Annotated in this window: 24 protein-coding genes; 10 read left to right on the plus strand and 14 right to left on the minus strand. The window is 64.2% G+C overall.

Annotated features, from left to right (window positions below; all coding sequences use genetic code 11):
- Nucleotides 1-25: 25 nt before the first annotated feature.
- Nucleotides 26-700, plus strand: coding sequence for a PadR family transcriptional regulator (locus A9X04_RS28645; protein WP_067928353.1), 675 nt, complete (start codon nucleotides 26-28; stop codon nucleotides 698-700).
- Here A9X04_RS28645 and A9X04_RS28650 read toward each other — a convergent pair.
- Nucleotides 697-2,400, minus strand: a complete 1,704-nt coding sequence (locus A9X04_RS28650) for a 3-ketosteroid-delta-1-dehydrogenase (protein WP_197509479.1) — start codon at nucleotides 2,398-2,400, stop codon at nucleotides 697-699. The two genes, A9X04_RS28645 and A9X04_RS28650, sit on opposite strands and share 4 nt — an antisense overlap.
- Before the next feature lie 103 nt (nucleotides 2,401-2,503).
- Here A9X04_RS28650 and A9X04_RS28655 point away from each other — a divergent pair, with 103 nt between their 5' ends.
- From A9X04_RS28655 to A9X04_RS28675, 6 genes are all read left to right on the plus strand, one after another.
- Nucleotides 2,504-3,646, plus strand: a complete 1,143-nt coding sequence (locus tag A9X04_RS28655) for a Rieske 2Fe-2S domain-containing protein (RefSeq protein WP_067928358.1) — start codon at nucleotides 2,504-2,506, stop codon at nucleotides 3,644-3,646.
- Nucleotides 3,646-3,933 carry a ferredoxin gene (locus A9X04_RS31830; RefSeq protein ID WP_082972855.1) on the plus strand — a complete coding sequence of 96 codons (288 nt, stop codon included), beginning with the start codon at nucleotides 3,646-3,648 and terminating at the stop codon, nucleotides 3,931-3,933. Before A9X04_RS28655 ends, A9X04_RS31830 begins: the two co-directional genes overlap by 1 nt.
- Before the next feature lie 140 nt (nucleotides 3,934-4,073).
- The gene (locus tag A9X04_RS28660) at nucleotides 4,074-4,580 is read left to right on the plus strand and encodes an SRPBCC domain-containing protein (protein WP_067928361.1); all 507 of its coding nucleotides are present in this window, start codon (nucleotides 4,074-4,076) and stop codon (nucleotides 4,578-4,580) included.
- A 344-nt stretch (nucleotides 4,581-4,924) separates the two neighbouring features.
- Nucleotides 4,925-6,052: a hypothetical protein gene (locus A9X04_RS28665; protein WP_067928364.1), complete on the plus strand. Its 1,128-nt coding sequence runs from the start codon at nucleotides 4,925-4,927 to the stop codon at nucleotides 6,050-6,052.
- Between the two features lie 3 nt (nucleotides 6,053-6,055).
- Nucleotides 6,056-6,838 (plus strand): SDR family oxidoreductase, encoded by a 783-nt coding sequence (locus tag A9X04_RS28670; RefSeq protein ID WP_067928366.1) that lies wholly within the window; start codon nucleotides 6,056-6,058, stop codon nucleotides 6,836-6,838.
- Entirely contained in the window at nucleotides 6,835-7,980 is a 1,146-nt protein-coding gene (locus tag A9X04_RS28675; RefSeq protein WP_067928369.1) for a sulfotransferase, read from the plus strand. Before A9X04_RS28670 ends, A9X04_RS28675 begins: the two co-directional genes overlap by 4 nt.
- Nucleotides 7,981-8,348: 368 nt before the next feature.
- Here the strand turns inward: A9X04_RS28675 and A9X04_RS28680 are convergent, their stop codons facing one another.
- Complete coding sequence (locus tag A9X04_RS28680) at nucleotides 8,349-9,257, minus strand: hypothetical protein (protein ID WP_067928372.1); 909 nt, start codon at nucleotides 9,255-9,257, stop codon at nucleotides 8,349-8,351.
- Between the two features lie 310 nt (nucleotides 9,258-9,567).
- On the opposite strand from A9X04_RS28680, the gene A9X04_RS28685 reads away from it, so the two are divergent.
- Complete coding sequence (locus A9X04_RS28685) at nucleotides 9,568-10,167, plus strand: TetR family transcriptional regulator (protein WP_231980292.1); 600 nt, start codon at nucleotides 9,568-9,570, stop codon at nucleotides 10,165-10,167.
- A gap of 120 nt (nucleotides 10,168-10,287) precedes the next feature.
- Here A9X04_RS28685 and A9X04_RS28690 read toward each other — a convergent pair whose 3' ends face one another.
- The 10 genes from A9X04_RS28690 to A9X04_RS28735 form a co-directional block, all read right to left on the minus strand.
- A complete protein-coding gene (locus A9X04_RS28690) occupies nucleotides 10,288-11,364 on the minus strand; it encodes a hypothetical protein (protein WP_067928375.1) in 1,077 nt (358 codons plus the stop codon).
- 87 nt (nucleotides 11,365-11,451) lie between these two features.
- Nucleotides 11,452-12,396, minus strand: a complete 945-nt coding sequence (locus A9X04_RS28695; RefSeq protein WP_067928378.1) for an alpha/beta hydrolase — start codon at nucleotides 12,394-12,396, stop codon at nucleotides 11,452-11,454.
- A 1-nt stretch (nucleotide 12,397) separates the two neighbouring features.
- Nucleotides 12,398-13,270 (minus strand): SDR family oxidoreductase, encoded by an 873-nt coding sequence (locus tag A9X04_RS28700; RefSeq protein ID WP_067928381.1) that lies wholly within the window; start codon nucleotides 13,268-13,270, stop codon nucleotides 12,398-12,400.
- Nucleotides 13,267-13,752 carry a nuclear transport factor 2 family protein gene (locus A9X04_RS28705; RefSeq protein ID WP_067928383.1) on the minus strand — a complete coding sequence of 162 codons (486 nt, stop codon included), beginning with the start codon at nucleotides 13,750-13,752 and terminating at the stop codon, nucleotides 13,267-13,269. Before A9X04_RS28705 ends, A9X04_RS28700 begins: the two co-directional genes overlap by 4 nt.
- A gap of 69 nt (nucleotides 13,753-13,821) precedes the next feature.
- Complete coding sequence (locus tag A9X04_RS28710) at nucleotides 13,822-14,808, minus strand: acyl-CoA dehydrogenase (RefSeq protein WP_067928434.1); 987 nt, start codon at nucleotides 14,806-14,808, stop codon at nucleotides 13,822-13,824.
- Between the two features lie 47 nt (nucleotides 14,809-14,855).
- Nucleotides 14,856-15,992, minus strand: a complete 1,137-nt coding sequence (locus tag A9X04_RS28715) for an acyl-CoA dehydrogenase family protein (protein ID WP_067928437.1) — start codon at nucleotides 15,990-15,992, stop codon at nucleotides 14,856-14,858.
- Entirely contained in the window at nucleotides 15,992-16,768 is a 777-nt protein-coding gene (locus tag A9X04_RS28720) for a crotonase/enoyl-CoA hydratase family protein (RefSeq protein ID WP_067928386.1), read from the minus strand. Before A9X04_RS28720 ends, A9X04_RS28715 begins: the two co-directional genes overlap by 1 nt.
- Nucleotides 16,765-18,183, minus strand: a complete 1,419-nt coding sequence (locus A9X04_RS28725) for an aldehyde dehydrogenase family protein (RefSeq protein ID WP_067928389.1) — start codon at nucleotides 18,181-18,183, stop codon at nucleotides 16,765-16,767. Before A9X04_RS28725 ends, A9X04_RS28720 begins: the two co-directional genes overlap by 4 nt.
- A gap of 23 nt (nucleotides 18,184-18,206) precedes the next feature.
- Complete coding sequence (locus A9X04_RS28730; protein ID WP_067928392.1) at nucleotides 18,207-19,313, minus strand: zinc-binding dehydrogenase; 1,107 nt, start codon at nucleotides 19,311-19,313, stop codon at nucleotides 18,207-18,209.
- A 12-nt stretch (nucleotides 19,314-19,325) separates the two neighbouring features.
- Complete coding sequence (locus tag A9X04_RS28735; protein ID WP_067928395.1) at nucleotides 19,326-20,936, minus strand: acyl-CoA synthetase; 1,611 nt, start codon at nucleotides 20,934-20,936, stop codon at nucleotides 19,326-19,328.
- A gap of 101 nt (nucleotides 20,937-21,037) precedes the next feature.
- Here A9X04_RS28735 and A9X04_RS28740 point away from each other — a divergent pair, with 101 nt between their 5' ends.
- On the plus strand, nucleotides 21,038-22,966 hold the full coding sequence (locus tag A9X04_RS28740; protein WP_067928438.1) for an NAD(P)/FAD-dependent oxidoreductase: 1,929 nt from the start codon (nucleotides 21,038-21,040) through the stop codon (nucleotides 22,964-22,966).
- A complete protein-coding gene (locus A9X04_RS28745) occupies nucleotides 22,963-23,850 on the plus strand; it encodes an SDR family NAD(P)-dependent oxidoreductase (protein ID WP_067928399.1) in 888 nt (295 codons plus the stop codon). Before A9X04_RS28740 ends, A9X04_RS28745 begins: the two co-directional genes overlap by 4 nt.
- Nucleotides 23,851-23,856: 6 nt before the next feature.
- On the opposite strand, the gene A9X04_RS28750 is transcribed toward A9X04_RS28745, so the two are convergent.
- Nucleotides 23,857-24,495, minus strand: a complete 639-nt coding sequence (locus A9X04_RS28750) for a Dabb family protein (protein ID WP_067928402.1) — start codon at nucleotides 24,493-24,495, stop codon at nucleotides 23,857-23,859.
- Entirely contained in the window at nucleotides 24,488-24,835 is a 348-nt protein-coding gene (locus A9X04_RS28755; protein ID WP_067928405.1) for a hypothetical protein, read from the minus strand. The genes A9X04_RS28750 and A9X04_RS28755 overlap by 8 nt, the downstream gene beginning before the upstream one ends.
- Nucleotides 24,836-24,872: the final 37 nt, after the last annotated feature.

Consider the following 24,872-nt stretch of genomic DNA (forward strand, 5'->3'; position numbering starts at 1 on the left):
TCGGCTGTGCTGTTAATCTGGCAAAATGGCCGAGCCCAGTGATAAGCCGGTGAAGTCGGCACTTGCCGCCACCAGTTGGGCGTTGCTGGGCATGCTGTCTTATGAAGAGGAAGTTTCCGGCTACGACCTGAAAAAATGGATCGACTGGAGCGTTGACCTCTACTACTGGAGCCCGTCGAACAGCCAGATTTACACCGAGCTGAAGAAGCTTCAAGGAATGGGGCTGGTGACCTCACGCATCGAGCGTGACGAGGGCACCCGCAGCCGCCGGCTCTACAAGATCACCGCGGCCGGCTTGGAAGCGGTCACCGACTGGACCAACAACGCCCCCGTGGATCCGCCGGTGCTCAAACACAGTGTGCTGATGCGGGTGACGTTCGGCCATCTGACGACTCCTGCTCGGCTCAAGGAATTGCTCCAGGAGCACGTGGCCTATGCCGAAGCCAGGCATCGCAAAGCTGTCGAGGACGCCGAGGGCGCTGAAGGGGAACCCGCTTGGGCCTACTCGGTGCTCGCGCTGCGCTGGGCGGCCAAGTATTACGCTGCCGAGCGCGAGTTCGCGTTGGAACTGATGAAGGAAATCGACGAGGCCGACGCCTTCATGCAGAAGGCTAAAGGCGGTGCGGGCAAGGTGCGCCCCACGCCCGGCTACTGGCGCGAGGTGGAAAAGCAGGTCCAAGCCAAGCGCCGAGCCGACTAACCGCCACCGGCGGCGTCTCGGGCGGCGATGTAGCCGTACACCAATCCCTGGGCGATTGTCGCGCCCGCGCCGGGATATGTGGCGCCGAACGCGTTGGCGGCGGTGTTACCGATCGCGTACAACCCGGTGATGACGGTGCCGTCTTCGCGCAGCACCCGTGCCCACTCGTCGGCCTTGAGCCCACCGCAGGTACCCAGGTCGCTGAGCACCATTTTCACGGCGTAGAACGGGCCCTTGGTCAGGGGGCGCAGGTTGGGGTTCGGCGTTATCGTCGGGTCACCGTAGTAGCGGTCGTAGGCGCTGCGGCCGCGACCGAAGTCGGGATCCTCACCTAGAGCGGCGCTTTCGTTGAAGCGCGTCATGGTCTGGTTGAACGCTGATGTGGGAGCGCCGATCCGAGCGCCGAGTTCGCGCAGGCTGTCGGCGCGCACCGCGATGCCCGCGTCATACCAGGTCTGTGGAATGGGCATCCGCGGAAACAGTTCGGCGCCAAAGACATAGCTGTTGCGGTATTGCTGATCGAAGATGATCCACATCGCTTCTACCGGTTGCCCGGACTGCTCGAGTTCGAGCAATCGCTGACCGAACGACATGTAGTCGGCCGACTCGTTGGCGAATCGATGCCCATTTTGGTTGACGATGAGGCAGCCCGGAAGTGATCGCTCTGCGAGCATGACCGCGGGCGCCTTGCCCGGCAGCGGCGCGATCGCGGGAAACCACCAGGCCTGGTCCATCAGATCGATGTCTGCGCCGAGTTCTTGGGCGACGCGGATCCCCTCGCCGGTATTTGAGTCGGCGCCCAGGCTGACGTTGGGGTCTAGTGACTCGGACTGAAATTTCCAGCGCATCTCCATGCAGTGGTCAAAGCCGCCGGTGGCCAGCACCACCCCGTGCCTGGCCGTGATGGTCACTTCACCGCCACCATTGCCGACAACCGCCCCGCTGACGCGGTCGTCGTCGCCGACCAGACGCAACAAGGTGGTGTCGGTCCACACCGGGATCTGAGCCCGCAACACACCGGCGAAGAGGGCGGCGGCCAGGGCTTGGCCGCCCGCGGCGTAGTGCCGGCCAAGCAGGCGGCCGCCGATACCCTGGGCCACTCGCTTCGCCAGGGTCGGAATTCCCTTGCGCGGCACCCGCGCAACCAAGTTGAGCCAACGATAATCCGCCCCCGTTGTCGGGATGGAGAAACCGGACTCCATGACCCCGGGCCGCAGCCGGCCGCGATATTCGCCCAGGACGGCAGTGTCTAGGGGCCGGCACTCGCAGGTACGCCCAGCTGCGCTGCCGCCGGGCTCTTCGGGGTGGTAGTCGGAGTATTCCCGGGCCCAGAACAACCGCATCGGAGTCGTTCGCTCCAGCAGCTCGACGGTCGCGGAGAGATTTGTCAAAAACCCCGCGGAACGCGGAGGCGGGGCTGAGCCCGCAACAACGGAGTCAAGATAGGTGGCGGCGCGCTCGGCGGTGTCGTTGGCACCGGCCCGCTGCAGCACTGGGCCCGCGGGCAGCCACAGCGCGCCACCGGAACGTGCGGTCGAACCACCCACGTACGAGGACTTCTCGACAATCAGCACGGAGAGCCCCCGGTCGTGGGCGGCGAGTGCTGCGGCCATGCCGGTTCCCGAACCGATCACGAGTAGGTCCACCGTCGTGTCGGACACGGGAAGTCCAGCAGGAATCGTCGTGCTGTGCGTTGTCACGCCTGGGAACGGTAAGCGGCCGGGCTGCTCAGCGGGAAGAGGCGTCCTGATCAGTGGAACACGTGCCCTCCACGTGCCGGTCAGTCGGGGTTGAATGGCGCCCATGAATTCGCAGTCCGAAGCCGGCGAAGTTCGGCTGATCGAGGCCGACGCTGCCCCCACGCGATTCGCCCGCGGCTGGCATTGCCTGGGTCTGATCAAAGACTTCAGTGACGGCAAACCGCACGCGATCAATGCTTTCGGCCAGAAGCTGGTGGTGTTTCGCGGCGGTGACGGGCAGGTCAATGTCCTCGACGGCTACTGCCGCCACATGGGAGGTGACCTGTCGCAAGGTGAAGTCAAGGGCAACGAGGTGGCGTGCCCGTTCCATGACTGGCGCTGGGGTGGTGACGGGCGCTGCAAGCTGGTGCCCTACAGCAAGCGCACACCCAAGCTGGCCCGCACCCAAGCCTGGACCACCCTGCAACAGGACGGCATGTTGTTTGTGTGGAACGATCCCGAGCGCAAACCACCCCCACCTGAGGTCGCGATCCCACGCATCGAAGGCGCCACCAGCGACGAGTGGACCGATTGGCACTGGTACACGACCGTCGTGAACACCAACTGCCGTGAAATCATCGACAACGTCGTGGACATGGCCCACTTCTTCTATATCCACGGCTCGCTGCCTACTCATTTCAAGAACATCTTCGAAGGGCACGTGGCTACCCAGTACATGAACAGCGCGGGCCGACCCGACCTGGGCGGCGCAGAAGGTCCTCAGCTGCTCGGCACGACATCGGTGGCGTCCTACTATGGCCCGTCTTTCATGGTCGACGACCTGACTTATCACTATGCGGATGGTGACCACCACACCGTCTTGATCAATTGTCATTACCCAGTTGACGCGAATTCCTTTGTGCTGCAGTACGGCATCATCGTCAAGAAATCCGAGGCGCTTCCCGATGATGTCGCGGTGCAGACCGCGGTCGCCCTTGGAGACTTCGTCAAACTCGGTTTCGAACAAGATGTGCAGATCTGGCGGCACAAGGCGCGCATCGATAATCCGCTCTTGGTCGAAGAAGACGGCCCGGTTTACCAACTGCGCCGATGGTATGAGCAGTTCTATGTCGATGTCGCCGATGTTCGACCAGATATGGTGGACCGCTTCGAATTTGAGCTGGACACCACCCGCCCGTACGAGGCGTGGATGAAAGAGGTCGAGTCCAATATCGCTACGCAGGCGACCGCCAAAGACCCGGTGTGATGACTCCGGCGTCGTCTGCCAGGGAAGACAATCGCCTTGCCGACATGCCTATGTTCCCCGTGGCATGTCGACGCTGTCGAGCGCGGGTGCACGTCCGTAAAAGCAGCTGGAACCAGACGAGCGTGCAGTGGACAGCCTCGGCCCTGGCCCGCTGTGAGGAGAGATCGGCCGCCACGCAACTGGCCCCATACGGCGGATGCAATCTGTTCCTGTCATGCTCGGCTCTGACCGAGTCGATCGTCGACGCCGTGCGAGCGGGGACGCTACCGGTGGTCGATGGCGGGTGAGGCGGAACCCTTTGGTGGTCCAGTGGCGAATGAGAGTTGAGTGGTGAACGCGCGTCTGAGGGAGCGCGCCCCATGCCAGCATTTCGACTTATCGCGTCGGCGCGGTGCGCCGTTCATGCCCCACTCATCAGAGAGGTTCCATGACGGATCTGCTAATTCCAGAGTATGACCCGAGCACGCTTGTGCGCTCCATCACCGTAGAGATCGAGGCGCCGCCGGCTGTGGTGTGGGAAGTCCTTCTAGACCTCGACAATTACGGACGGTGGAATCCGTTTTGCGTAGCCGCCAAATCAGCACTCGCAATGGGCTCTGCGGTCGAGATGGTTCTCGCCGGGAAATACTCTGGCACTAACGGCACGTGGCTCCACACCGAATACGTGTGCGCGATTGTCCCGCAGCGTTTGCTCTCCTGGGAGCAGCGAGCGACAGCAGAGTCTCCGTACGCCGCGCGGCGCGACCAGATTATCGAGCCGTGGGGAGACCTCGGGTGCCGCTACTACTCCACGGATGCATTCCTAGGACAACACGCAGCCCAAGTCATGACAGACACCGGCAGCTGGGTGAAGCGAGCTTTCGACGACACGGCGCTTGCCCTCAAGCAGTACAGTGAGCGCGGATACAGGTCGCGCACCAGTGCAGCGAGCTGACGCCCCTCACCACCCGACGACTTCGGGCAGCGCAGTCCAGATGTAGCGCACCGACTGCGACATGAGCGATGTGGGACTACCCTCTGCGTAAAGTGGCTCGCGCGCATGAATCTCCGGCGGCGGTTAGGCAACCGTCTGTCGAGGGGCCGGAGAATAACGCAAGCAGCAGACCAGGTCATGATGACAGGTACATCCGTTCCGGTTTCTCGGCCGGTGACAAGCGGGCAATCAGGTCGCCGTCTGCGGGCGCAAACCCAAAAGTTGGTCAGCCCGGGCCGCAAAACCCTCCCGGAGAGTGGGCGGCCCGCGCGCTAGGAGTACGCCAGCAGCCTACGGTCAAAACCGTGTTCTCCCAACCGTTATTAGGCGCGATAGCCGAAGCTGAACAGTTGATTGCGGCAGCTCCGCATGCAGAGAGCGATGCCGATCTGGCCGAGGGCCTGGGATATCTGGCGGGCGGCATCGTCGCCTGCACTCACCTAGCGTTCAACCTAGACACGGACCATCCGTATTTGTTCACGGGCACTGGTCCGTTCAGCAAGATGGGCCTGGACAACCCAGATACCCTGTACTTCGGCGCCAAAATGGTTGCTGGCTTTGAATATGTGATCGCCGGCGTCCGCGGCACCACCACGGACCTGAGCTTCCAATATCTCGCCGGCGAGTACACCGACGACAGTGTGCCGGAAAGCGAAGTGGCCTTTGATGATCGCCAGCTCGACATCGCCCCCGACGGCAGTTTTGAATGGCGGTTCACTCCGAAACGATCCGGACAGCTGGTGATCCGCGAAGTGTATGGCGACTGGGCCCAGCGGCGTGGATCGGTCACCATACACCGCGCCGACACCTCCGGCGGCTCTCCAGCTCGGCCGACCTGTGCGGACGTCCACGAGCATTTCGCCAGCGCCGCATCGGCATTGGTTCAGCGGGTGAAGACCTGGCTGCAATTTCCGCAATGGTTCTATCTCAACCTTCCGGTGAACACACTGGTCGCCCCGCGCGTCACCCCTGGTGGGTTGACCACCCAGTACTCCTCGGCCGGACATTATGAACTGGCCCCGGACCAGGCCATGATCATTACAGTCCCGCTCAGTGACGCCCCGTATCAGGGCTTCCAGCTGGGCAGCATGTGGTACATCTCGCTCGATTACATCAACCACCAGACCTCACTGAACGGCGCCCAGACGCAAGTTGATCCCGACGGCAAGATGCGCATTGTGGTTGCGGAACAGAACCCGGGACTGACGAATTGGGTTGAGACACTGGGCCACCGACGTGGTTACCTACAGTTTCGGTGGCAACGGTTGTCCCGCCAGATGGGCCAAGCGGACGCACCTACCGTCGAGGTGGTGAACTTCGACGCGATACCCGACACACTTCCCTATTTCACTCATAACGAGATCTCCGAGGCGGATTGGCGTGAGCGGATTGCCCTTCGACAGAAGCAGGTAGCCCAACGAATGCTGGGTTGATCGATGCCAGGGCTACTACAGGACAAGGTCATCGTGTTCAGCGGCGTCGGACCCGGCCTCGGTACCACTCTCGCCCGACGGTGCGCCGACGAAGGCGCCGATCTCGTCTTGGTGGCACGAACGCCCAGCCGACTTGAGGCGGTCGCCGAGGCTGTCACCGAAGTCGGCAGGCGCGCGGTACCTTTCGCTGCCGACCTCACGGTGGAGGACGACGTGAACCGACTTGTCGGTGCCGCGGTATCGGCCTACGGCAGGGTCGATGGCCTTGTCAACAACGCATTCATCTTCCCGTCGATGAAGCCTTTCGCTGAAACCACATTCACGCACATCCGAGATTCCGTGGAACTGACCGGCCTCGGAGCGCTCAGGGCGATTCTGGCTTTCTCACCCGCTCTTGCGGCTTCTGGCGGAGCAATTGTCAACCTAAGCTCGGCGGTCATCAGGCATTCCGATCCGCTATACGGTCCGTACAAGCTTGCGAAGTCAGCGTCGCTGGCGATGTCACAATCGCTTTCCAGCGAGCTTGGCGGCCTGGGGATACGGGTGAATTCCGTAGCACCGGGCTACATCTGGGGGCAGGTGCTTCGCGAGTACTTCGAGGCTCAGGCGCGCGAGTCCGGCTTCTCCGTGGATGCGGTCTATGCGGCCGTCGCCGAGAAATCCGACTTGAAGCGACTGGTCACCGAGGACGATGTCGCCTCGGCAATTATCTTTCTGCTCAGCAACATGGCCGGCGGCATCACCGGACAGACCCTTGACGTCAATTGTGGGGAGTTCAAGGCATGACAAAGGCAACCGTCGTCGGAACTGTGGACGAGCTGTGCGCTGAAGCGATCCAAAGAGCTGGGCACAGCGACTTCGGAGCCGATGACGACAATTTCCGCGAAGCGCTCAGCGTGCTACTTGACTCGTATGAGCGCGAAGCGGGCTTCACGCCATTGGGTGCCACCATGACGCGGCACTACCTGCTGGGCGGCTTGGTGGCAAGGCTGCTGAGCGAGGCGGCATGGAAACGCTACCCCTCGCACGCGAATGTCTCGATTGAGCGCCCCATCTTCGTCACCGGGTTACCGCGGACCGGAACGACTGCCCTGCACCGTCTTCTGGGCGCCGACCCCGCCCACCAGGGATTGGAACTGTGGCTGGCGGAGTACCCCCAGCCGCGGCCACCCCGAGAAGACTGGGATAGCTACCCGGAGTATCGCCAGCTGCAGGCCTACTACGCGAAGGCGCACCGGGAGAATCCGGAGTTTCTCGGCTTGCACTACATCGCTGAGGACGTCCTCGAAGAGTGCTGGCAATTGCTACGGCAGTCGGTCCATTCGGTGTCGTATGAATCATTGGCGCACGTGCCCACCTATGCGCAGTGGCTATCGAACGAAGACTGGGCACCGGCGTATCGCCGGCACCGCCGGAACCTCCAGTTGATTGGACTCAACGATGTCTCAAGACGTTGGGTGCTGAAGAACCCCAGCCACCTGTTCTCGATCGACGCGATCTTCGAGACCTATCCGGACGCGTTGATCGTGCAGTGCCATCGTCCACCCGAGACGCTGCTACCGTCCATGTGCTCGCTTGCGGAGCATTCCACCAAGGGTTGGTCGAACACCTTCTCGCGGGAACAAATCGGGCATGACACTTTGGACACCTGGGCGCGCGCCATCGAGCGGTTCACGAGCGGTCGCGCCAAGCACAACCCGAACCAGTTTTGCGACGTCGACTACTTCGATTTCGTTGCTGCTCCGGTAGACACCGTGCGAAGCATCTATGAGCACTTCGGGCTGCCGTTGACCGAGGAGGCCGTATTGGCCATTGGTTCGGCTCACGAAGAGAGTCAGCTCGACCATCGTGCACCCAAGCACCGATACTCGCTGGACGACTACGGACTAACCCCCGACGCGGTCAAGGCGCGGTTCGAGCACTGGTGACGATTGATCGCTAGCCCGGACCCATAGCTGACAGATCGTTCCGGGGACATCCCTGACACGCTCTGAAAGTGAGAGTGCTGAGCGTGAACGAACCGTCCTTACGCTCAACCCCGTAAGCACTTGCTCAGCTTTCGACCCGAAAAGCTGCTCAAAGTTCGACCGGGGCCGGCACTGAACTGCGTCGTCGCCTATCCCGCGACACCGTGGACTCGTTAGGTGCTGAGCCCCTGCGAACCGATTGCTGTCGAGCGAGTGTTGTGTGTGTCGAGTGGATTTGGGACGGATTGAGTCTCCGGTCGTGCCATACGGGCCGTTCATGGTCGGGCCCCGCAACTCCTGGCCGAGGAGATCCCGGGCCACGCCGCTTCCTAGGTCGATGACACCGGCATGATCGGGATCTTCTTCATCGCGCTGGCCCGCGGATCAGGGGCAGCGGCGGCCGCCTTGTGGTTTGCTTCACCGCGCGTGTACGTCCACACGCAGAAGGGTTCTCCTTGGGCGAACTTGAAATCCTTTGGCGGCAAGTTGATGTCGAGTTTGCACCCGGGAAAGAACGGGGCTGAGATTCGCTGCTCAAAAGTGCAGTTCATCCAGGCCCGTGCCGGTGGGTAGAGGCCTTCGTCGGTGTACTTCTGTAGTACTTCGCACCGACGCATGTTCAGCACCACGTGATCAGGGTTGTACACGATGTACTCGCCGCCGTACCCGAGCGTGCCATCGATGCTCAGGCAGGCCAACTTGAGAAAGTCCACGACGTGCACTGGCTCGATCTTGAACACTCGGGCCAGCTTGGGGTATTGGTAATCGATGATGAGTTGATACATGTCGGGAAGCCCGAGCCAGACCTCCTCCTCAGGGAGGATCTTGGTCCACTGGTCGATGAAATAGTTGTGTCCTTTGAGGTACTGGTCCCAATAGGTTTTGATCAGACGTATCAGGGCCGGCTTGGTCAGGTCCTCAGTCTGCACATCAAAAGGAATCGCTTGGTATTGAGCGTTTTTCCAGTCCCAACCCGGAGGGGCGATGTAGCGCCCCATCGGCATCACTTGGCGCATCCCCGCCCGCGACAGCTCCGCGGCGACATCCATGGCGGCGCTAATGCCAACCTTCTCCGAATAGATCTTGACATGGGCGTAGGGCATGAAGTTCAAGACGTCTTCGAACACTCGCGCTAGGCCCATGAGGAAGTCGCGGGAAAAGTCTTGGACGTTGCCGACCTTACCCATGAAGTCATGGGTGTAGTCGTCGTAGTTGAGTTCTTCGGTCTCAATGGTCATCGGGGCTTCTCCTCAATGGGCTCGGCTGGTGGTCGTGACCTCGTTGGCCGCGTGGTTCAGCCCTCCTGGGGACGGGTCATCGCTATCTGTCAACGGGCCACTGCTTGGCAGCACGTCACCCCGCTGTCGTGTCAGATCACGCCATGAATGGCAGAATCTGACAATCCCGAGGCTAGTCCGCAAGAGGTGTGCGTCACCATCGCGATCCCGCTCAGCGGGATGCCGTCGCAGGTCCGAGCACATAAGTCAAGGGGTATTCGCGGTTAGGATCGACATGCCGTCAGTGTGGCGAGGAAGTGAGGTAAGGCTGGTGAGCAGTCCGGCGACGCACGCGGAGCGTCGCGCCGAGGACCTTCGGATGCACATCGCGCTAGCTGCCCGCGACACGTTTCTCGCCGACGGGTCTACCTCGGCGACCGTCGAGCGGATCTGCGAAGCGGTGGGCATTGCGCCGCGGACGTTTCACCGGTACTTCCCGGTCAAAGAAGACGTCGTTATGCCGCTATTCCGTGAATTCGGTAGGCTGAGCATCGAGATCCTGCATGACGCAGCACCGGACAGCGACACCGTCGAGGTCCTCGTTGCGGCATTCAGCACCGAAGTTCCCCGGCGGGGCCGGATGGAGATCGATCGCAGGTTCATGGCGATGATGATCAGCGATCCCCAATACCGATTACGGTGGCTGGACTGGGGACAAGACCTTGTCGTTTCCATCACCGAGTTCCTTGCCGCCCGGTTCGATCTAGGCGATGACCCATTCACCCGAGAGCTGCCTGCCCAGCTGGTGGTTCAAGCGTGTCGGCACGCCTACGTCCACTGGGTCCAGCACGGCGATTTCGCCGCCCTGCAATCCGCGTTGCGATCCGCCATGCAGATGATCGTAGGAACGCTAGCGTGCCCGGGCGTCTGAGCCGCAGTTCACGGTCGGTCGATCACGATAGATCCAACGTGGTGTGGCTCTCGGGACATTTCGTTGTCCCACCACCCCGGGATTCGCCGAAATGATCCTTGATGCTGCGCCTTTCGGTGCTTAAGCCAATTGGAACGCACTCAGTGGCGCTTCTTCTGGATAGGTTGTCGGTCCGCCGAGGTCGTAGGCAGCGTTAAGGGCGGCGATGAACGCCGGGTCGTGCAGGGGATCGCTGGGAGTGTCGAGCTTGATGCCTTTGCCCTTGAGGTCGTCGATCATCATGCCGATGGCCCGTTCGATCGTGATGTCGTCGGAGCCGTCCATGTTCTTTTTGAGTTCCTCGAAGTCGGAGAACACTTCGGCGGACCAGTGCACCAGGAAACGCAATTCGTCGGTGTGGTGGCGGGAGATGACGTCGTCGCCATTCTTCAGAAGCCAGTGGTTCGGGTCGGCCGGGTCGCCGGCGAAGACGGTGTCAAAGGCCAGCCCCGGCGGAATCTGTTGTTCCAGCGGCCCGTTGGCTTCTCCGCGGTGCACCATCATCTCGTTCTGAACGACCACTCCGCGGTTGTTGATCGGCGGCAAGACCCGGGAGGGGGCCTTGAGTGGGCCGTCGGGCCAATAGGTGAAGCCAGACCCCTCGTCGAGGGAGAACCAGGTGATGACTTGAGCCATTTTGATGAGGTAGTCGGTGAACAGGCCCGACTTGCCCATCACGCTGCACAGCCAGGTGGGGGCGTTCTCGTGGCGTACGCCGCGAAAGCTCGGCGAGTCCAGATGGCCGGGATCGCGGTTGGCGCAGGGGCCGTTGATGTTGAACAGCATCATCTCAGGCTTGGCGTACTCGGCGTTCCAGTAGCTCTTGGCGTGCTCGAGGAACGTGGCGTTGTAGAAGCAGTCGTGCAGCTCCGGGTAGAGGACGGCCCCGTAGTTGGCCAGGTAGCCGCGGAATGTCGGCGTCAGAAAAAGGTCCAGCGACGGAGTGAATCCCTCGGGGAAGGCGCCGCTCATGGTGGCCATCAACTCGTCGGCCGACGCGAAGTGCTGGGCGATGATCAGCTTCCACGGACCGTGCGCGTGTACGACATTGAGCAGCCGCTCGCGTTGGTCGGCGGTGTAGACGTTGTCGATTTCGCGCGGCGGGGCGGCGGGCCGCAAAACGTTGGAAAGCTCCATCCGGCGCTCATCGGTGAGCATCAGCGGTCTCCTTCTGCATGTTTGGATTGATGTGATTGTCTCCGGCACCGTCGACGTACGGTCGATGCGTGTCCGGTGATCGGGACGTCAAAATGGGAGCGGATTGGCGAACTTGGCGCCCAATACGGCGCCGATCTCGGCGATGGCCAGCCGCCCGCGGGCGGTCGCGTCGGGGTACATGAGGAAGCCGTGGTACATGCCCGGATAGCGGACGAGGGTGGTCTGAACTTCGGCGTCCCGGAGCCGGACCGCGTATCGCTCACCCCAGTCCCGGATCGGGTCGCAGCCGGCGGTGACCACGATCGCGGGCGGCAGCCCCGAAAGGTCGGAGGCGTAGGCGGGAACCAGGTACGCCCCCTCGGGCGGCCCGGCGTCTCCGTCGGCAAGTGCGTGCATGTAGTCGATGTCGTCGCGGGTGAGCAGTGGCGCGTCGGCCAGCGAGGCGACCGACGGGGCCGTCATGTCGCGATCCAGGCCCGGGTACAGCAGCACCTGCGCGCAGATCGCCGGACCGCCGCGGTCACGCGCGGCCAGTGCAACCGCGGCCGCCAAAGAACCTCCGGCGCTGTCGCCGACCACTGCGAGCCGGCTGGCGTCGACACACAGATCCACGGCTCGGCGCGATACCCATTCAGTGGCGGCATAGGCGTCGTCGAACTGCGCCGGTGGTGCCGCTTCGGGGGCCAGGCGGTAGTCGATGGCGACGACGGTGGCCATGGACGCCGAGGCGAGCGCGCGGGCCAGCGGTTCGAACGAGTGGTTGGATCCCATGACCAGGCCGCCGCCGTGGAAATACACCAGCACGGGTGGGCGGGAATCTGTGGCGGGACGATAGATTCGCGCGGGTATCTGCCCGGCGGGCCCTGGGAGGGTCGTCTCGGTGATGCTGTCCATCTGTGGCATTGCCTCGGGCAGCGGCGCGGATTCGATCGCGGCCCGCACCGCGGAGAGGCCGCGTTGGCGCATCGGCGGGATGGTACCGAACGATGCTACTCGGGCGGCGGCGTCGGGATCCAGCGGAGGAGTGGGCACGCTAATGCCGCGCGGGGTCGAACCGGCGCTCGGTCCGCAATACCGGAGCATGTTGGGACGCAAGGATGTTGGCGCGCTCTTGCATCGCCGACCGAACATAGTCGGGGTGGGTGAGCAGATAGAAGCCGCCTTGAGCGGCTTGCTCGAAAACCACCGCGGCAGCTGTCAGCGGGTCCATCGCGTCGGCCTTCAGGTCGAGCATGGCCGTACGGTGCGCCTCCGCGGCCGCAACGTCGGTGGCCTCAGTGGAGTCGACGCCGCCGGCTGATTCGAAAATGTTGGACAGGACCGGGCCGGGCAGCACGGCCTGGACGTGAATGTGGTGGTCGTGCCCGCTGGACTGTAGTTCTAGGTTGAGACACTCGGTCATCGCCAGTACGGCGTGCTTGCTCACGATGTAGGGCGTTTGCAAGGGCATCGCGACGACCCCACCGACCGACGACACATTCCACACCCACGCCTGCTCTGGGGTGGCCATCATTGGCGGCAGGAATGCGCGGATGCCGTAGAAGACCCCGCTGATGTTGATATCGACGATCCGCTGCCAATTGGCTACCGGGGTGTCCCACAGGTAGCCGAACTGTTCAATTCCGGCGTTGTTCACCAGCAATCGCACCGGACCGACGTCACGGATGGTCGTGTTGGCAAGCTCTTGCACGGCGACGGGATCGCGTACGTCACACACCATGTCGACCGCGGTGCTCCCCGTGGCGGTGAGCTCCTCGCGCAGGGCGGCGATGCTGTGCGCATCGACATCGGCGAGCACCACGGTCATGCCCAATGTGCTGGCGTAGCGGGCCATGCCGGCGCCGATCCCGGAGCCGGCGCCGGTGATGACGGCAACCCCGCCAGAGAAGAGCTCTTCAACGGTCATGGTTGCGACGCGGTGGCAGTGCCGCTGTGCAGTTCGGATAGCAGCACGGAGTTGGTGGCATCCAGCACGACGTCCATATCGGTGAACTCCAGCCCATTGGGGCCGCGGCGCACGCCGACGTTGACCACTCCGCTGGACACCGCGAACGGCACGAAGTTGGCGATCTGGTTGACGAAGATGTAAAAGCGGGCGCGGGTTACGCCGCTATCGGTGCCGGTGCGGTGCACGTTGGTCGCGTGGTGACGCAGCGGGTAGGGGCTTTGCTGGCGATGCTCGGATAGCCACTCGATAACCGCGTCACGACCGTCGAGTTCGGGCGACATCAGCTCCTCGAAAGGACTGGCGCCACTGTCGCTTCGGGTCAGGTAGTGCACATCGTGGGCGTAGCTGGCGGCCAGCTCGTCATAGTTGGCTTCGTCGTAGTGGTACCAGAAGGCGGCGATGAACTCCTGCAGTTCCGACAGCGTGATGTCGTTGCTCATGCCCACAGTCAATCCCGGCTGTGTCCCCGCTAACACCCCGACGCCCGTTGAGTGGAACACCGTCGTTGCTCAGCCGCTGATCAGGCTCCATAACCCGGCGGCTCCCGCCCCAAGCGCGGCCGACGTGACCTCTTCGTCCCAATACTGCACGGAGCCGAACTCTCCGCGCCACACCAGGGCAGGCCGGGTGAACTCGTGTAGCCGGTGCTCGCGCGTGGTGCCGATCGCGCCGTGAACCTGGTGAGCGTTACGCACCACCACGGAGGCGGCGTGGCCCACACACGAACGTGCCACTGCGACAAGGAAGGCGAGGTTGGACGCCGACCACGCGCTGATGACCGCCGCCGTCAGCGCCGCCTCGGTGGCCGACCGCGCCAGGGCGGCTTGCGCGGCGATGTCGGCGATCATGCTCTGCACGGCCTGAAAGCGCGAAAGGGGCCGACCGAACTGGACGCGTGAGCTCGCGTGCTCGATCGAAAGCTCGAGAATCTGGTCCAGCGCGGCACACACTTGCACCGCGCGCACCAAGGCCGATTTCAGCCGCAGCTGGTCGACCACACTCGCCTCGAGGGGAACACCGCACAAGCCGGCGGGGTCGGCGACGACGATGTCCCGCGGCTCGCCAATCATATTGGCGCCGGGCGTGATATCCAGCGACTCAACATTGACATCGGCGGCCTGATACTCGCCGCCCCGCTGCCAGATGACCACGATCTGTTGGGCGCGAGACGCCCAGGGCACCCCCCTCGCGGCGCCCTGGGCATCGAGCAGGCACACGGTCCGCACCGCATCGTCGCACGGTGATCCGATAGCCTCCAGCAGCCAGCACGCCAATAAATCGTGCTCGGCCAATGGGATTCGCGCGCCGTGCTGAACAGCGACGGTGAGCAGCTCGGCCGCTTCATGCCAGCCGGCGCCGCTGCCACCCGAGTGTTCGGGGCCAGTCAGGCGCACCAGCCCGAGCTCGTCAAGCTGGTGCCATAGCTGGGCGTCACGATCCCCAGTGGCGGCGGATGACTGCGCTGTGCGGTACGCGCCGAACACCGCGCGCATCATGTCGATCAGGGCCGGGTCCACCGGGGTCGCGTCGATCGGTGAGGTTGTCAACGGATCCCCAATCCGCGGGCAATCACGCCCCGCAACACCTCGTTGGTTCCCCCACGCAGGGTAAAGCCGGGGCGCTGGTCCACCGCGGCGGTTATCAGCTCCGAGGATGCCGCATCGACGCCGCCATGCCGCTCAGCGAGGTCGGCGACGTCACCCTCGACGGTGGTACCCAGCACCTTGACCACCGCCGCGGCCACGTCAGCGGAGTCGCGGCGCTCCAGGGCGCCGGCGACTGCGGTCGACATCTGGTGCAGGCCGGCGACGCGGGCCACCAGACGCCCGAGGCTCTCGTCTCGCGAGATGCATCGGGTCGCCATGTTGGCGGTGGTCGCTGTGAGCAGAACGAAAGTGGAAAGGAAGCGTTCGGGTCCGCTGCGCTCAAAACTCAACTCAGACGTCACCTGCGCCCAGCCGGCGCCGATGTCACCGAACACCATGGCATCGGGCACGAACGCCTGGTCGAGGATCACCTCGTTGAAGTGGTGTGCTCCGTTCATCGAAATGATCGGACGGACCTGCACCCCCGAACCGCGCAGGTCGACGATGAACTGGCTGAGCCCAGCATGGCGCTGATCTGGATCCGCCGGCGCAGTGCGGGCAAGCACGATGAACGCGTGGGCGCGGTGTGCGCCCGACGTCCAAACCTTCGTGCCCGATAGCGACCAACCGCCCTGCACACGCACGGCGCGGGTACGCACACTGGCCAGATCAGAACCGGAATCGGGCTCGCTCATACCGATGGCGAAGAAGCAGTCGCCGCGCACGATCCGCGGCAAGAATTGCGACTTCTGCAGTTCGGTGCCGTATTTCAGCAGCGAAGGCACGATCTGACGGTCGGCGATCCAGTGCGCGGCGACCGGTGCGCCGGCGGCCAGCAGCTCCTCGGTAACCGCGAACCGTTCCAGAAATGAGCGCCCATGTCCGCCGTACGCGACGGGCACCGTCATACCGATCCAGCCACGCGCCGCCAGGGCGGCAGTGAAAGTCTCGTCCCACCCCGTGAGCCAGGCGTCAACCGACGGGGTGAAGGCGCCCGCGGCGCGTTGGTCGGCGAGAAACTGGCGGACCTCCGCGCGTAGCGCCTGGGTCGATGGGTCGACGGCGGCCGGTGGCACCATCCGGGGCAGCGCCATCAGGTCGTCTTCCACTTGGCGATACGCCGTTCATGTTCGGGGTCGCGGTGTGCCAGCGGCTGCATGGCCGCGGCCATCCCCAGCGTGGTTTCCAGCGACGCCGTCTGCGATTCCCGCAGCAGCCGTTTGGCCATCCGCAGCGCGTGCGCAGGGTTGGCAGCGATGCGCTCGGCCAACGCGTGCGCGTGGGAGAGCAGGTCGTCGTGTGGCACCACCCGGCTGACCATGCCCCACTGCAGGGCGGTCGCAGCATCGATGCGGTCACCGGTGAAGGTCATCTCGGCGGCGCGCTCGTAGCCCACCGCCCGCGGCAGAAACCAGGTGCCCCCGTCGCCCGGGATCAGGCCGAGCTGTACGAAGCTCTCGGCGAAGGACGCCCGCTCAGAAGCCACTCGGATGTCGCACATCATCGCCAGATCGCAACCGGCGCCGATGGCCGGCCCATTGACCGCTGCGATCAGCGGAACCTCGAGTCGGGCCAGTGCCCGCGGAATCCGTTGGATGCCGTCGATGTAGGCGTACCGTTGGGCCCGAGCGTCCAAGCCGAACATGCCGTCTCGGTCGGCCATCTCTTTGACGTTGCCGCCGGCGGAGAAGATTTTGCCGCGCCCGGTGAGGATCACCGCCCGAATATCGGTGTCGGCGTTGGCATTATCGACTGCGGCATCGAACGCGGAGATGAACGCTTTGTCGGTGATCGCGTTGCCGAGGTGCGGCAGGTCGATCGTCCATACCTGCGTGGGTCCGCTGGTCGCGATATCGAGAGGCCCGCTCATGCCGGCAGCTGCAGGGACTTGGTCTGCAAGTACTCTTCGAATCCGGCGCGGCCGAGTTCACGTCCGATGCCGGATTTCTTGTAGCCGCCGAACGGTGCCACCGGGTTGTACTTGCCGCCGTTGATGTCGAGCTGGCCGGTCTGCACGCCGCGCGCGAAGGCGATGGCCCGGTCGGTGTCGGCCGCCCACACCGCGCCCGAGAGGCCGTATGGGGTGCCGTTGGCGATGCGCAGGGCGTCGGTCTCGTCGGTAAATGGGATGACCGCCAGGACGGGACCGAAGACCTCTTCTTGGCCGAGTTCGGAATCCGGGTCGACGTCGGCGAACACCGTGGGTGCGACGTAGTAGCCGACCGCGCGGATCGGCTCGGCGCCCCCGGTGAGCAGGCGCGCACCGTCGCGTTGGGCGCGTTCGATGAAACCCCGCACGGTTTCGAACTGGCCCGCCGAAGCCGAGGGTCCGATTCGGGTCGCCGGGTCGAGCGGATCGCCCACGGTGTATTTCGACACGGCGGCCTCGATCAGTTCCAGGGCCTCGCCGTAGCGGGGCTGGGGCACGAGCATTCGTGTCCACGCCATGCAGGTCTGGCCGCCGTTGAGGAAGGCGTTGCCGACTCCGACCTTGACCGCGGTCTCCAGGTCGGCGCCGTCGAGGATGACGTTGGCTGACTTGCCGCCAAGTTCAAGTGCGACCTTCTTCACCGAGCGCCCGGCCAACTCCCCGACGCGGGCTCCGACGCCCGTGGAACCGGTGAACGAGACGAAGTCGATTTCGGGATGGGCGGCGATGCGCTCGCCGATCAGCGCTCCGCGCCCCGAAACCAGGTTCACCACACCGGCGGGCAGACCGGCCTCCTCGAGGGCCTCGACGAACTCGAACACCGACAGCGGTGCTTCATTGCTGGGTTTGAGAACGACCGTGCAACCGGCCGCGATCGCCGGGACCACCTTGGCGACCACCTGATACAGCGGATAGTTCCACGGGGTGATTGCGCCGACCACGCCATAGGGTTCGCGCAGGATCAGCGAGTTCCCCACTCGTTCTTCGAATTCGAAACCATCAAGGACGGCAGCGAAGCCGCGGGCCACCGCCAGCGGGACCTGCGTCTGCACGGTCTGCGCGATGCGCACCGGCGCACCCATTTCCCGGGTGATCGTCTCGGCGATGTCCGGCAGACGCTTTTCCAGGGCGGCGATCACCGCCGCGACGCGCTGGCGGCGCTCGGCGACACTGATCAGCGGGTCAAAGGCGCGCCGTGCTGCGGAAACCGCCGCATCGACGTCGGCTTCGGTGCCTGCCGGAACCGTGCCGATGACCTGTTCTGTCGAGGGGTCGATCACCTCGATGAGGTCCCTGCCGGCCGGCGTGATCCACTCGCCGCCGATGAACAATGTCTTCCTGGCGTAGTCATGCATTGGTTGTGGTCTGCTTTCTGTCGTTAGGGCACGATGCTCGCGCGAACGTCGCGCTTGCTCTCGGCCGCGGCGAAGGCGTCGTTGATGTGGTCGAGTGGGTAACAGGCCGCGGCCAGTCGGTGCAACGGCAGCCTGGCCTGATGCTGTTCGAGAAACGTCAGCGCCCGCGACAACACGATGGGGTCGTACAACGAGACGCCGACCATCATCTTGTTGCCGAAGACAAAACGGGACGGGTCGAATTCGAGGGTCTTGCCAATGTTGATGTTTCCGATCTCCACGTAGCGGCCGAACTGGCCGAGCATCTTGAGGCCTTCGTCGATGGCCGAGGGGTGGCCGACCACCTCGACCACGACATCGGCGCCCTGGCCGTCAGTCAGTTGTCGCACGAGCTTGGTCCGGTCTTTGACCGTCGCAACGTCGTTGATGTCGACGACCGTGTCGGCGCCGAAGGCGGTCGCCAGCTCTAGGCGCTCGGCCACACCGTCGATGGCGATCACGTGGGCAGCCCCGCGCGCTTTTGCCACCGCCACTGCATACAGGCCCAGCGCCCCCGCACCCTGCACCACCACCGATTCGCCGAGCTGCAAGTCGACACGCTCCAGACCGTAGATGACCTGTGACAGAGCGCAATTCGCGCCCGCGGCGATGTCATCGGATACCGAATCGGGCACCGTGTAGACCACCGCCCCGGCGGGCAGCAGGAAGTAGTCGGCGTAGCCGCCCACGAAATAGGGTGGCTCGTCGGCGCGGCCGAGCATGGCCATCGTCAGCTTCAGACAGGCGTTGCGCCTGCCCGCCAGGCAGTTTCGGCACGTGTGACACGAGAAGAAGTAGGGAAAGACCACTCGCGTGCCCACCGTCAGCGGCGCGCCATCGGAATCGGTGGTGACCCCAGCGCCGAGCGCTTCGATCGCGCCGACCATTTCATGGCCCAACACGGTGGGTAGTTGACCTCCCAGGCCGCCGGTGGCGAACGTGCCGTGCCAGGCATGGAGGTCAGAGCCGCAGATGTTGGCGCGACTCACTTTGATCAGGATCTGACCAGGCCCCACCTCCGGAAGGCTCACCGTTTCGATGTCGAACGGCTTACGGGGTTCGTCGAATCGCGCGATTCGGCCTTTAAACACAGAGCGGTCCCTTCATTGGCTGGCGAATTCGAGGGTGAAAGCGTCCCGCAGGGCACGTTTGAGAAGTTTGCCGCTGGGGTTTTTCGGCAGTGAATCGACGAAGAAGACCCGTTTGGGCGTCTTGAAGCCCGCGAGGTGCTGGCGGCAGTGCACGAGGACGTCGTCTTCGGTGAGGCTGACGCCGTTTCGGGGTACTACTGCGGCGACCACGGCCTCCACCCAGACCGGATGCGCCAAACCGAATACGGCGGCCTCCTGGATCCCGTTGTGGCGGTAGAGGATTTCTTCGACTTCGCGGCTGGCGACGTTCTCGCCGCCGGTCTTTATCATGTCTTTTTTGCGGTCCACGACGTGCAACAGCCCGTGTTCGTCGTAGTAGCCCAGGTCGCCGGAATGAAACCAGCCGCCGCGGAAGGCCTCCGCCGTTTTAGCAGGGTCGTCCAGATAGCCGACCATCAGATGCGGGCTGCGGTGGGCGATTTCACCCACGATGCCGGGTGCTACGGGGGAGTCGTGGTCATCGAGGATGGTGGTTTCGACGTTGACCACTGGGCGTCCGGCCGCGCCGGCGTGGGTGTCCTGCTCGTCGGGTCCCAGCGCCGAGGCCAGCGGCGCCATCTCGGTTTGACCGTAGAAGTTCCACAGCCTCAGATTCGGCAGCCGTCGCCGTATTTCGTGCAGGACCTCGGCGGGCATCGGTGAGGCGCCGTAGTAGCCCTTGCGCAGGCTGGACAGGTCGACGTCGTCGAAGATCGGGCAACGCAGCAGTGAAATCCATACCGTCGGGGGCGCAAAGTAATTCGTCACGCCGTACCGCGCGATGGTGCGCAGGACCAATTCGGGTTCCGGCCGCGACAGGATAATGCTGGTCGCTCCCAGATAGAGGTCGGTGGCCAAGAAGTTGTCCAACTGCGCGCAGTGATAGAGCGGCAGTGAGTGGATTTCGACGTCGTCCGGCGACATCGCCCCGGCCACGATGGTGCTGACGTACTGCCACATCAGGCTGCGACTGGTGTGCATGACGGCCTTGGGCCGTGATTCGGTGCCACTGGTGTACATCAGCCGCACGAGTTGCTCATCGCCGATGGGCGGGTTCGGTGCGGCTGTGGTCGTCGTGAGCCACTGAGCAAAGTCGTGCCAGCCGGCAGGAGGGATGGCCCCGTCGGTCATCAGCGCAACCTTTGTCGTGACCGTCCCGCCCAGGCGCATCGCCTGTTCGGCTATCGCCGTCAGGGCGGATTCGACGATGAATCCCCGGACCCTGCTGTGCCCGAGGATATAGGCGATCTCCTCGGCCGTGAGCATGAAATTGATGGGCACCAGGACTACCCCCGCGCGCGCGGTTGCGAATGCCAAGACCGCGAACTGCCAGCAGTTGTGGGACAGCAGCGCCACGCGATCGCCGGGGGCAAAGCCGTTGTCGCGCAGCGCGGCTGCGGCTTTGTCCACCAGCTGGTCGAACTCGGCGAACGTCAGCGCCACATCACCGTCGATGATCGCGGTTTTCTCCGGCTGCCGGCGGGCTGACCGGCGGGGGATCTCGCCGAGCGACTGACTGCGCGCCCGGGCGACGGCGGCGTCAAGTTCCCGTGTCAGTCGGTCGTCGTGGTGCGCCGGTTGCATGCGACGAACACTAGGTCCCGATGTCGTTTCCGTGATCGTGGCCTCCCGCTGAGTAGACAACAGCGGTGCTCGGGGTGACCGCGGGCCTCAGACTCGATGGCATGACCGCCGCTACCGAATCGACGTCGCCCACCGGACCGGCCGCTCCTGACCCCGACGAGCTGCGCACCAACCTGCGTCAGGCTGACCCGGGTGTGCTGCTGGCGGTGCTGGCGCAGCTTACCGGCGACCTGTCGGTGATCGACACCTACGCGCCCAGGATCTCCTATGTTGCCGACCCGCCCGAGCGGGCCGGCGTCACAGACGCCGACACGGCCGATTCGCTGGTGGAGGCCCTCGTCGAGGCGCTGGGACGGCCACGGTGCGCCGATGCGCCAGCACCTGTGGACCGGGACTTCTTCGCTCGGCTGCTACCTGTAGCGCTGGGTTCGCAGGTCGACGACGAGCAGGTCGACCTGTTGCTCGAACAGGGCGGCTTCCAGCGGTCGCAGCCAACCTTGCCACGCACCGTGCCGATCCCCGAGACGACCACTATCGCCATCATCGGTGCTGGTCTGGCCGGGATCAGCATGGCGTTGGCCGCCGCCGCTGAGGGAGTGGCGTTTGAGATCTTTGACCGCTACGACGAGGTCGGCGGCACCTGGCTGACCACCACCTACCCGGGCATCGGTGTCGATACGCCGTCGGCCTATTACTCGCTGTCGTGGGAGGTGAACCCGGACTGGAGCAGCTACTACCCGCAGGGTGGCGAATATCAGAACTATTTGGTGACGCTGGCCGATAAGCACAAGCTGCGCGACCACATTCGGTTCGGCACCGAGATCGAGGCGTTGTGGTGGGACGACGAACGCAACCAATGGCAACTCCATGCGGTCGACGCCCAGGGCCGTCGCACGGTCAGCTATGCCAGCGTCGTGGTCGCCGCGGCGGGCTACCTCAACCGCCCGCGCTGGCCGGACGTCAAGGGGCGAGACACCTTCGCGGGCACCAGCATTCACTCGGCACTGTGGGATTCTTCACTCGATCTCACCGGCAAGAAGGTGGCCGTGATCGGGGCGGGCTGCACCGCCGTACAGATCGTTGATGCGTGCGTTGACCAGGTCGAGCACCTGACGGTGTTCCAGCGGCAACCACACTGGGTGGCGCCGCGTAAGCGGCTGACCGATGAGGTGCCCGCGTTCCGGCGTTACCTAGGACGGCACCTGCCCTACTACGCGAAGTGGCACCGGCTCAAGTCCTATTGGGGCACCGCGGACAACAACTACCCGATCATCCTGCAAGACCCGGACTGGAACAAAGACCACCTGTCGATCTCGCCGGCCAACGACGTCCTTTTGCAGATGTGCTTGCGCTACATCGAGGACACCTTTGGAAAAGACACCGAGCTGGCCAAGAAGGTCACCCCGGACTTCGCCCCCTACGGCAAGCGGATCATCCGCGACCCGGGCGGCTATTACGCGGCGCTGACCCGCGACCACGTCGACGTGGAGGCCAGCGAACCGGCCGAGGTCAACCCCAAAGGCATTGTCACCCAAGACGGCCGGCAGATCGACCTTGACGTCATCATCTACGCGACCGGCTACTACTTGGACTTCTTATCCACAGTGGACATACGTGGACGCGGCGGCAAGAAGCTGGCTGACGAATGGGGTGACAACCCCCGTGCGTACCGTGGTGGCACAGTGCCCGGCTTTCCCAACCTGTTCATCATGTCGGCGCCCAACTACAGCCCGGGACACGGTGCGGGAGCGAACTTCTCGATGGAGGTGCTCGCGCACTACATCATCGAGTGCTTGCAGTTGATGGCGCTGCGCGGCGCCAGCACGATCGAGGTCACCCAGCAGGCGTACGAGGATTACGTTGCCGCGATCGATGAGGCGATGCTCGGCACGGTATGGTGCCACACACCCAATGCCCACACCTACTACCGGTCCGGCTCGGGCCGGGTAGTGGTGGCCACCCCGTACCGACTGGTCGACGTCTGGCATCAGCACCGAGCGCCGATCGAGCAGGACTTTACGCTGCGGTGAACGAGTTGCTCACTGGCAAGACGGCTTTGGTAACGGGAAGCAGCCGCGGCATCGGTCGCGCGGTGGCCCAACGGCTGGCGGCCGAGGGCGCCACCGTCGCGGTGACGGCGCGCGCTCACGCGCCCTCACGCTCGCAGCGCGCCGGGTCCGATCGCACGCTACCCGGCACGATCGAGGAGACCATCGCCCTGATCGAAGATGCCGGCGGGTCGGCATTCGGGGTGGTCGCAGACCTCGAAGACGCCCAGGCGCGCGAGACCCTGGTCGACCAGGTGCTCGACCGCACGGGCCGCATCGACATCTTGGTCAACAACGCCGGCTTCGCTGACTACTCGGTCATCGAGGACATGCCGCTGCAGACCTTCGACCGCACCGTCGAGCACTATCTGCGCACGCCGTTCGTGTTGACCAAGGCCGCGGTTCCGCACATGCGCAAACTGCGCGGCGGGTGGATCGTGAACATCGGCTCGGTCACCGGTGTGGCACCGGTGCGGCCGTACCGCGATTACAACAAGACCTCCGGCGATGTGATTTACGCGGCGTGCAAGGCCGCACTGCACCGGTTCACCCAGGGGGTGGCCGCCGAGCTGCTCGACGCGAACATCGCGGTGAATTGCGTTGGCCCGTCGACCGCTGTGCGCACCCCCGGCGCATCCTCGCTTATCCCAGAGGGCTTTCCGACCGAGCCGGTGGAGTATCTGGCCGAAACCGTGCTGGCAATGTGTCATCTACCGGCGGCTGAACGCACCGGCCTGGTGGCGTTTAGCTTGCACTACTCGTGGTCACAACGGCTGCGGGTGCACAGCCTGGACGGAAAAACCGAACTGCCGCCACTCGAACCGCCGGCGAACGCTAATCCGAACATCCTGCCCGCCGGGATGTGAGATCGACTAGGTGGGCGACGCGGTCAAGACGGGGTGATCGCATCGACAGAAGCTGTGGCACACCCGGTCTCGGATGATGACGTCGGGGCATTCGGGATCAAACCAGCGGTCCACGACCGCCCAGTGGATCGGATGCATCAGGTAGGGCCCCATCAGCGCATCGATGTCGCTGAACTCTTGCTCGAACACGTGGGTCCATCGTGATGCCCCGACCGCATCGTCGACCCGGCTGAGCTGCCATGCCCTGATCGTCGGTATGAAGCGCGGCATCGAGGCCAGCTCGTCCTCGAAACGCGCGACGGTGTCGACATCGGTGTCGGGCTGCACGCGCAAAAGCAGGGCCCGGTAGACCGCGCCCGGGCGGCCACCATTGGGCGTTGGAGTACCCCTGTAGGTGACCCCGTTGACATGGGTGATCGCGGGATCGCCCAAAATCGCGGTGAAATCGTCTGCGGCGGTGAACCATTGACTCGGGGAATCGAACCTCAAGTGGACGAGGACGTCACCGCCGTTGCGCGCCCCGGGCAGCGTCGGTTCGACGAGCCGGTGACGGGCGCCGGTCGCCTCAGCGCTCGCGCGCACCAGCGCGAGTATCCGGTCGCGGTGCTCGTCTGCGACGTCGAGGAGGCGGGTGACGTTATACATCGCAGAGCGGATCGACGTCGTCGGCGGCCGCAGCGACCGAGCGGGACCGCTCGGCGATGAGTTCCTCGATCCGGTCCCACCACTGGCCCAGCGTCGGGTCGGGGCGGCCCTTCCAGGTCATCTCCCACCACGCCTGGGCGCTGGGCAGGGCCCAGGTGATGGTGACGGTGTTGGATTGGTCCGTGAACCAGATCGGGGGGCTGACCAGGACATCGCGCAGTGTCATTCCGCGGGAGCGGGCACCGGGCGCGTACTCGGCGAGGTAGGTCTCCACGAACTTCCGTGCGCGGCCCGGCCGCGTCACCACCCTGTCGATCACGAAAATCCGACCGTCGGCCATGGGCGTGACCGTACCGACAGTGTTGCAACCCGGACAG

The organism is Mycobacterium sp. E3247 (assembly GCF_001667785.1).
GTDB lineage: Bacteria > Actinomycetota > Actinomycetes > Mycobacteriales > Mycobacteriaceae > Mycobacterium.